Annotated in this window: 8 protein-coding genes; 3 read left to right on the top strand and 5 right to left on the bottom strand. The window is 62.1% G+C overall.

Annotated elements, in window-relative coordinates; translation table 11 throughout:
• A partial coding sequence (locus WC683_18215; protein ID MFA4974546.1) for a Glu/Leu/Phe/Val dehydrogenase dimerization domain-containing protein occupies positions 1-356 on the bottom strand: 356 nt, incomplete at its 3' end.
• Positions 357-507: 151 nt separating this feature from the next.
• Here WC683_18215 and WC683_18210 point away from each other — a divergent pair.
• Positions 508-1,800, top strand: a complete 1,293-nt coding sequence (locus WC683_18210; GenBank protein MFA4974545.1) for a chorismate-binding protein — start codon at positions 508-510, stop codon at positions 1,798-1,800.
• On the opposite strand, the gene WC683_18205 is transcribed toward WC683_18210, so the two are convergent.
• The gene (locus WC683_18205) at positions 1,772-2,170 is read right to left on the bottom strand and encodes a hypothetical protein (GenBank protein ID MFA4974544.1); all 399 of its coding nucleotides are present in this window, start codon (positions 2,168-2,170) and stop codon (positions 1,772-1,774) included. The two genes, WC683_18210 and WC683_18205, sit on opposite strands and share 29 nt — an antisense overlap.
• Before the next feature lie 224 nt (positions 2,171-2,394).
• On the opposite strand from WC683_18205, the gene WC683_18200 reads away from it, so the two are divergent.
• On the top strand, positions 2,395-4,791 hold the full coding sequence (locus WC683_18200) for a HEAT repeat domain-containing protein (protein ID MFA4974543.1): 2,397 nt from the start codon (positions 2,395-2,397) through the stop codon (positions 4,789-4,791).
• Here WC683_18200 and thiD read toward each other — a convergent pair whose 3' ends face one another.
• Genes thiD through WC683_18185 form a run of 3 tightly spaced genes read right to left on the bottom strand, consistent with a single transcriptional unit; the run spans position 4,792 to position 6,733 of the window.
• Positions 4,792-5,562 (bottom strand): bifunctional hydroxymethylpyrimidine kinase/phosphomethylpyrimidine kinase, encoded by a 771-nt coding sequence (thiD, locus tag WC683_18195; protein MFA4974542.1) that lies wholly within the window; start codon positions 5,560-5,562, stop codon positions 4,792-4,794.
• Positions 5,559-6,206: a thiamine phosphate synthase gene (gene thiE / locus WC683_18190; protein MFA4974541.1), complete on the bottom strand. Its 648-nt coding sequence runs from the start codon at positions 6,204-6,206 to the stop codon at positions 5,559-5,561. The genes thiD and thiE overlap by 4 nt, the downstream gene beginning before the upstream one ends.
• Positions 6,203-6,733: a helix-turn-helix domain-containing protein gene (locus WC683_18185; protein MFA4974540.1), complete on the bottom strand. Its 531-nt coding sequence runs from the start codon at positions 6,731-6,733 to the stop codon at positions 6,203-6,205. The genes thiE and WC683_18185 overlap by 4 nt, the downstream gene beginning before the upstream one ends.
• A gap of 44 nt (positions 6,734-6,777) precedes the next feature.
• Between WC683_18185 and WC683_18180 the strand changes: the two genes are divergently transcribed.
• Positions 6,778-8,107: radical SAM protein (locus WC683_18180; GenBank protein MFA4974539.1), on the top strand; the 1,330-nt coding region annotated here is incomplete at its 3' end.

The raw sequence follows: 8,107 nt of genomic DNA, 5'->3' as shown, positions 1-8,107 counted from the left end.
GGGCTCATCTCCTTGGGGTTGCATATTATGCCGCCCTTGCCCCCGCCCAGCGGGACGTCGACCACCGAGGTCTTCCACGTCATCCAAGCGGCGAGCGCGCGCACCGTGTCTATGTTCTCGTCCGGATGGAAGCGTATGCCGCCCTTCGTGGGCCCCCGCGCGTCGTTGTACTGGACCCTGAAACCCTTGAACACGCGAACCTGGCCGTTGTCCATGCGCACCGGCAACGAGACATGCATCTCCCTCATCGGCTCGCGCAGGGCTGCGTGCGTGCCGGCATCCAAGCCAAGTATCTTGGCCGCCTCGTCCAACTGCTGCTGCGCCATCTTGAAGGGATTGTGGGTATCGGTAGCCATCTTGAGCCTCCTTGGATTGGAAATGTGCGACAGGACTAGCACCTCGGGGCTGTCATGTAAAGATCACGGTCTTCTCCCGCCAAAATTGCGATTGCCCCTGAGTTCAATCGAAGGATTGACGAACCTCTGCGGCGTGTGTTCTACTGCCTTCATGCCGCGGCTTCCCATCGCCATCCCTGTCGGAGGAAGATCCTTCGAAGATACGGTCCTGGCCTTTTCCGATCTCCCGGGTTTTTTCTGCATCGACGCGCGCAGGGCGCACGCCTCTTCAGGCCGATGTTCGATAGTCTCCGCCCTCCCCACCGGCACATTCTCCATCGCCGGCGCCTTCGTCACGACGGACGGCCACGCCACCATAGACAATCCATATTCCGCGCTGACGCGCTTCGCAGGCCGTGCAGCCGCAATGGCCCGGGACCCGTATCTGCCGTTCAGCGGAGGGATCGCCGGCTACATCGGTTTCGAAGGGGCCAGGGCGCTCCGCGGCAAAGAGCCGGCCAGGGGGTTCTCCAGACATTCGCAATGCAGGCTGGGGATATATCCGGTCGCGGCGCTCTTCGATCACGCGGAAGGGACCGCAACCCTGGTGGCAAACGGCGATGACGCGGATGAAGCGGAGGAGAGAGCGAATATCTTCCTCGAAATCCTTAAATCCGGGCCGCGGCGCACGTGGGAATCCGCATCGCAGTCAAGGGAACCCCCTGATCTCAGGGTCGCGCCGGACGACGCTGAGCTCAAGGAGATATTGCTCTCCGCCAGGCAATGGCTGCGCTCGGAGAGCGTGGACCGCATACACCTCGTGCGCCACAGCCAGCGGTTTGAACAGGAGGGTTGCGCCCTGCGAGAGTTCCTCGACAGCACGAAGGATGGGGAGCTGCGCGCCATGTTCACGCACGAGGGGTCTGCGTACATGGTCAGCTCTTCGGAGGCCCTCATCAGGACCGAGGACCGCGCCTTGAGGTCCACCCTCTCGTTCGCAGCTGACGAGGAATGCGACCGATGGACCCAGCGCTCGATATCGGAAGAGGTCGCGTCCAGACTCGCGCAGCTGTGCGAGGGCGGACGCCCCCTCTCTGTCCGCCTGGATCCGCCGACCGAATCGGCCAGGCGCATGACTTTCGAGGGGACGCTTTCGCACGAGATCTCCGCGATCGACGCGCTGATGGGACTCTTGCCGTCGCACCGTCTCACCGGCGCACCGCATGAACGCGCGCTCGACTTCATAGACGCCAATGAGAGCATCCACCGCAGCCTCTACGGCGGCGCCTTCGGCACGATGGACTCATCGAAGCTCTCGTTCAACACCGTTCAGCGGATATCCTCGGCTGCGGACGGCAGCCTCGGCACAACGGTCGGTCTCGATGTGACTGAAGACGTCGACGTGGAAGAAACGCTCGAACGATTCGCCTCTCTGATCAGAGAGGCTCATCCTCAAACGGATTGAACCTCTTGAAATCCTCCGGGCCGTTGAGATTTGCCACGGCGCGGTCGAGCATGGCCATGGCGCTCAAGACCAGCTTCGAATCGCGCGCCGGCTCTTCCCCCTCCACCTTCGTTCCCTCAGGACCCGCATTGATCCTGTAATAGCGTATGTCCCCTCCGGGTCCTTGGACTATCGCCTCCGCGCCGTGGATCGTCACCGCCCTGTCTCCGTCGGCGACATAATAGGTCATCTCCACATCCCCCGCGGGATCCACCGACAGCGTCAGGCTCGCATCGCCCTCTTCGCGCCTCGCATGGATGGTGGAGCCGGCCTCCTCCTCGGATGCCATCCCCCTCAGCGACTCGCCCATATTCTTGATGTCCAGCGCCATATCCCCTCCAATAGTCACCACACGGATTATACAGCAACCTCCGTGCCAACGCAGCAACGCGTGGGAAACTTGACCACTGCAGCTTCGCCCTCAGAAAACTTGTTAGATCATATAGTTATACAAACAGATAATCTGCGGCGCCGGACAGAATTCAGGCAACTTTCCGAACGGACAGTCGATAACCAGACGGCATATGGGCATTCCCCTCTGCCCAGGGAGGCATAGTGTCACAATCTATGATGGCAAGACAGGTCCTGGCTGCGTATCTGCGCGACGACGGTCTATCGGCGGAGACATGCAAGGAATTCAGCGGCAACGTGTTTTCCGAGGACTACATTGCGCCGGCTCAGTGCAACGTATTAAGATCGGCGATGGCGGACGGGGCCATAGCCGGCCCCGATGAAAACGCCCTCAGGGAAATGAAATTCTCCGACGAATTCATATCAGAGATATCGCTGATCAACAGGCAGAGGGGGATGGCTACGGCCACACCGCTCTACGCGCAGAACTACACCCCCCCGAAGAAATCGTCCCAGTCGAATTCGCATGGAAGCGGCATCAATCAGAATCAGGCTGGCCTCGCCGAAATGGCGATCGAATTCAACGCGACCGACGACGGCATCTCGGAGGTGGAGTGCCAGAAGTTGGAGCAAGGGACCATGCCGGACGTATTCCTGTCCGCGGAGCAGTGCGCAGCAGTCAGCTCCGCGCTCGGCAAGGGCAGGGACGCGATAGTCACGGAGCAAGAGGCAATCTCGCTGAAAAAAACAGGCCTCTCGAACAGCTTCGTCGCCGTGATCCAGGGCCCGGACGGCAAGAACTCGCTCAGGATAAGGATGTCGAGACAGAGCGAGCTCCTCATGTTCGCAAATACGCGCGTAGCGGTCATAGACGAATACGGTCAGATAGGCCCGGACGCGGCCGATGCCGTCCCGGCCATCCTCTCGGTGATGGAGCAGGGCGACGGCAAGACGGTGATAGCGTGCGCGAGGGCGCTCGGCAGGATCGGCGTAGCCGACAAAACGGTCATCGACGCGCTCAAGAAGAGGAAGAAGTCCTCCAATCCGGAGGTCAGGAAGGCCGCCTCAGATGCGCTGAAACAGATCGCGAATCCTTCCGCCATACCTGCGGAGGGACCAGTCGAGGCTCAGCCGGCATCTCCCCCGTCACAGCCGGAGCACGCAGCCGACCCGCTCGGCAAACACACCGTGCCGGAGCTTCTGGCAGCGCTCGCGGGCAACGACGCCGAGATCGCGGACAGTGCCAAACAGGAACTCATGTCGATGAAGGTGAAGCCCCTCATCTCTGAACTCAAGAAGGCGATCTCGCACAAGGATCCCGTCGTGCGCATGAAGGCGATATCCGCCCTGGGAAAGATGGGGTCGAAGGCCGCAGACGCAGCGCCCATGATCGCCGCAGCGCTAGAGGACGAGTCCTTAGATGTGAAGAAGGAGGCGCTGTTCGCTCTGATGGAGCTCGGCGCAGACGCCGCGAAGGCGGCGCCCCTCCTCTCCCGCCTGATAGGCTCCTCGGACGAGAGGATCGCGCTGGCCGCCATCATGGCGCTCAAGACGATGGACCGTGCCGCGACAGCCGCAATCCCCGGCCTGGCCAAGGCGGCGTTCGGCGACAATCCAAAGAAAGCCAAGGCCGCGAAAGAGATCCTGGCGAGGATCATCGTCGCATCGGACATCTCAAAGCTCCTCAAGACCGGCGACTCATCGACCAGAATCTGGGCGCTCGGATGGATGGGAGAGCACCCGAAGGAGGCCGGCGCCGCAGCAACCGCTGCCGCCGGATTGCTCAAGGATCCCGACTTAAATGTGCGCAAAGAAGCGCTCATCGCGCTCTACGGCATCGGCCCGGCAGCGGCGCCCGCCATAGAGATACTGCGCAATTACCTCTCCAGCGATGACGAGGCGCTGAGAAAGGCGGCCGCGTTCATCCTTGGGATGATCGGACCTGACGCGAAGAAAGCGTTGAAAGCGCTCTCAAAGATCGCCGAGAAGGACCCGTCTCAAAGCGTGAGGCTGAAGGCCAGGGAAGCGATCGCAAAGATCGATCCCGAGGCGAAGCAGCCGGAAGCAACGCCGCCGGCCCCCGCTGCCCCCACGACGCCCCCTGCCCCGGCAACTCCGGCCCCTCAAGCGCCGGCAGCGGTCAAGGCCGCCGAAGGCAAGGCCACGCCGGAGATACTCTCATTGGTCAATCAGGCGAGATCAAAGGGCCGCACATGCGGGGGCAAGGGTTACTTTCCGCCCGCCCGGCCGGTCGCGTGGAACGCAAACCTGGCGCAGGCCGCGCTGGACCACTCGGTCGATATGGCGACCAAGGAATATTTCGAGCACGACGGCCAGGACGGAAGCAAACCATCGACGCGCGCCGCTGCGGCCGGCTACCCCTCAAAATTCGTGGGCGAGAACATCGGCCTCGGACACATGACGCTGGAAGAACAGATACAGGGATGGCTGAACAGCCCCGGCCACTGCGCCAACATCATGAAGGCCGACTACAAGGAGATCGGAGCGGCGGTAGCCTTCGGATACTACGAGCAGAACGGATTTTCGCGGGAGCACGGCAACAAAGCGCCGTACCGCACCATGGTCTTCGGCAAGAGATGATCAGAGGGCTTTCTCGATATACCAAGCCATATATTCTTTCGCCCTGCTGACCGCGGAGGTCAAGGCCTCGCCCTTTGCCAGGTTTGCGGCGATGGCGGAGGCGAAGCGGCAGCCGGTCCCGCGCGGAGACTTCCCCTCTATGCGCGGCGCCGAGAAGGAATGATACTTCTCGCCGTCGAAGAGCACGTCGATCGCATCGCCGGAGAGATGCCCCCCCTTGACGACGATCGCCAGCGGCTTGTGGATCTTGTCGCGCATCTTGAGCACACCCTGGTGAATCGACTCCGCGGCCTTGCGCATGGCGTCGAGGCTCGTCACCTGCATGCCCGCGAGCGCGGAGGACTCCGGAATATTCGGGGTGATGACGGTCGCCAGCGGCAGCAGCTGCTGTTTGAAGAGCGGCAGCGCGTCCCCATCCAGAAGAGCGGATCCCGACGAGGAGTGGAGCACCGGATCGATGACGATGTTCTGCACATCCATCCCCCTCAAGAACCAGGCGAGCGCACGCACGTTGGATTTGGTGGCGACCATGCCGATCTTGATCGCCGCGATCTCGCGACCGGCGCACGCGGTGGCGAGCTGCTGCGTGAGAACGTCGGCCGGCGTGGGATGGATGGAGAGCACCCTCTCGTCGTCCTGGGCGGTGATCGCGGTGATCGCGGAGATGGCGTCGATGCCAAGGTCGGCGAGCGTCTTGAGGTCCGCCTGCACGCCTGCGCCGCCCGATGGATCCGAGCCGCCGATAGCAAGGACTGTCCGCTTCGATGTCATAAATCCTTCATCCTTTTCACGAACCATGCGGTTTCAGCCGTCACATCCGGCGCCTGAGAGATAGCGCTGATCATCGCCACCGAGCGCACGCCGGTGGAAAGCGCCTCGTCGATGTTCGCGCGGCCTATGCCGCCGATCGCGACGACGGGGACGCGGACCGATTGCACGAGTTCCCTGAGTCGGCCGATCCCCTGCACCGGGTGGCCGGGGCCCTTGGTGCGCGTGGGGTAGATCGCCCCGAACGCGACATAGTCCGCGCCCGCGGCCGCAGCCCGCCTTGCCTCATCGATCGAGTGCGATGAATACCCGACCACGAGCCCCGGCGCCCTCTCCTTGATGGAGCGCACGGGCTCGTCGAATTCGCCCACGTGCACGCCGTCCGCGCCCGTCTCAAGCGCCACGTCGACATGGTCGTTGACGATGAACGTGAAGTCGTACCCGGACTTGAGCTTCATGATCTCGACCGCATTCTGCATCGCCATCCGAGAGCAAGCGACTTCGTCCGTCCCCTTCATCCGAAGCTGCACTGTTTTGCATCCGCCATCGAGAAATCCGCGCACGAGCGCAGGCAGCGAGCCGTCCGGACAGAACGCGCTGTCCGCTATCGCGTACAGCCCTTTGATTTGATCCTTGGCGGAGTTCATATCTTGACGCCCAGTTCCCTGATCTTCTTTCTCAGCGTGTTCCGGTTGATGCCGAGCACGCGCGCAGCCTTGAGCTGATTGCCATCAGCCCACGCAAGGCAGCGTTCGATGAGCGGCCTCTCCACCTGCTCGATCACGATGCGATGAACCGAGTTCACCTCGACGTCGCCGAGCCTCTCGAAGAAGTGGCATACCTTCTGTCCCACCACCTGCTCCAGAGACATCTGTTCGAAGCTCGCCTTCACATGGGCCTCGTGGTCCTTAACACAGCGCGGCGGGAAGTGCGCCGCCTCCACTGTGCCGTCCCTCGCAGCCAGCGCCGCGAAGTAGATCGCCCTCTTCATCTCATCAGGGTCCTCTTTCCAACGGCGCCTTGCGATCCACTCCCTCCCGCTCTTGCCCAAGCTCTTCTTGCCGAGGGCAAGTCTATGACAGCACTCGGAGAGAATCTCCTCGGCCCTCTTCTGCGCCTCGCGCCTATGTAGCCACCCTATGACCTGCATGGGAGGCAATCCATAGTAGGCCACCTGGGGCATTGCAAGGCCGATTCCGATGTGGTCTGTAAGGGCGGATGACTTGGAAGATCAGAGAAAAGCTCAAGAAACTCGCCTCGCAGGAGCAGGGAGCCCTGGCAAAGGACTGGGGCGGCAAGTGCTCCGCGGCCCTGCTCTATCCCAACGTTTACAGCGTCGGCATGGGCAATCTGGCCGTCCACTCCATATACCGCATCTTGAACGCGAGCCCGGCCATAGCCTGCGAGAGGGCCTTCATGCCGGGGAAATTCGATATGGCGGAGCACAGGACGACCGGAACCCCGGTGCTCTCGATCGAGTCGCAGAGGCCGCTTTCTGATTTCGACGCGATCGCGCTCACCTGCTCCTTTGAAAACGACTACCTCAACATCATCCCTGCGCTTACGATCTCCCGCATCCCGCACAGGGCAGCCGAGAGGACGGACGATCATCCTTTGATAATCGCGGGCGGAGCCGCACCCACCCTCAACCCCTTGCCGCTATCCCTGATCGCGGACGCGGTCTTTCTCGGCGAATTCGAGGCATTCGCAGACAGGGTCATCCCGATCATGGAGGCGAGACTCACGAAGATGGACGCGATCGCGGAGCTTGAGCAGATACCCGGGGTGATGATCGGGCCCTCGAAGAAACCGATCGCACGGCGTCACATCGAATCGCTCGACCCCTTCAAGACCGAGACCATCATCTACTCGATGGCTGCGGAGTTCGGGGACATGCACCTCATCGAGATCGAACGCGGCTGTCCGCGAAATTGCCGCTTCTGCGCAACGCCCGTCATATACGGGAAACCCAGGCTCCGCAGCCAACGCGCGATCATGGCGATGGTGGAAGACGGGATTGCGCACCGCAGGAAATTCGGACTCGTCGGCGCAGACATCCTCTCCCATCCCAAGTTCGAATCAATCGCCGCATCCATCATCGAACGCAAAGCGAGTTTTTCGCCGTCGTCCGTGCGCGTGGACGCGATAGACGAGGGAAAGGCAAGGCTCCTCCACGACGCAGGGCTTCGCTCGATCGCACTCGGCATAGAGGCAGGGTCAGAGGGTCTCCGCCGCACACTCGGCAAGGGGATCTCGGACGAGAGGATACTGGTCGCGGCAGAGACGCTCGCACAAGCGGGGATCACGCGCCTCCGGCTCTATTTTATGATCGGGCTGCCCGGAGAAACCGAGGCGGACATCGCGGCGATCGCTCCGCTCGCCGTAAAGATACGCGACGCCGTCAGGGGCAAAGCCCCGCGCTCGCAGCGCTCCACCGCGATCGACCTCACGGTCACGCCCTTCGTGCCCAAGCCGTGCACGCCCTTCGAGGAAACGACCTTCGCGGGCGAGGGGGCATTGAAGCGCAAAATCGGAGAGCTGAAGAAGG

This window comes from bacterium (genome assembly GCA_041648665.1).
Taxonomy (GTDB): Bacteria; UBA10199; UBA10199; order 2-02-FULL-44-16; family JAAZCA01; genus JAFGMW01.
This window is presented reverse-complemented; position numbering and strand designations above follow the sequence as displayed.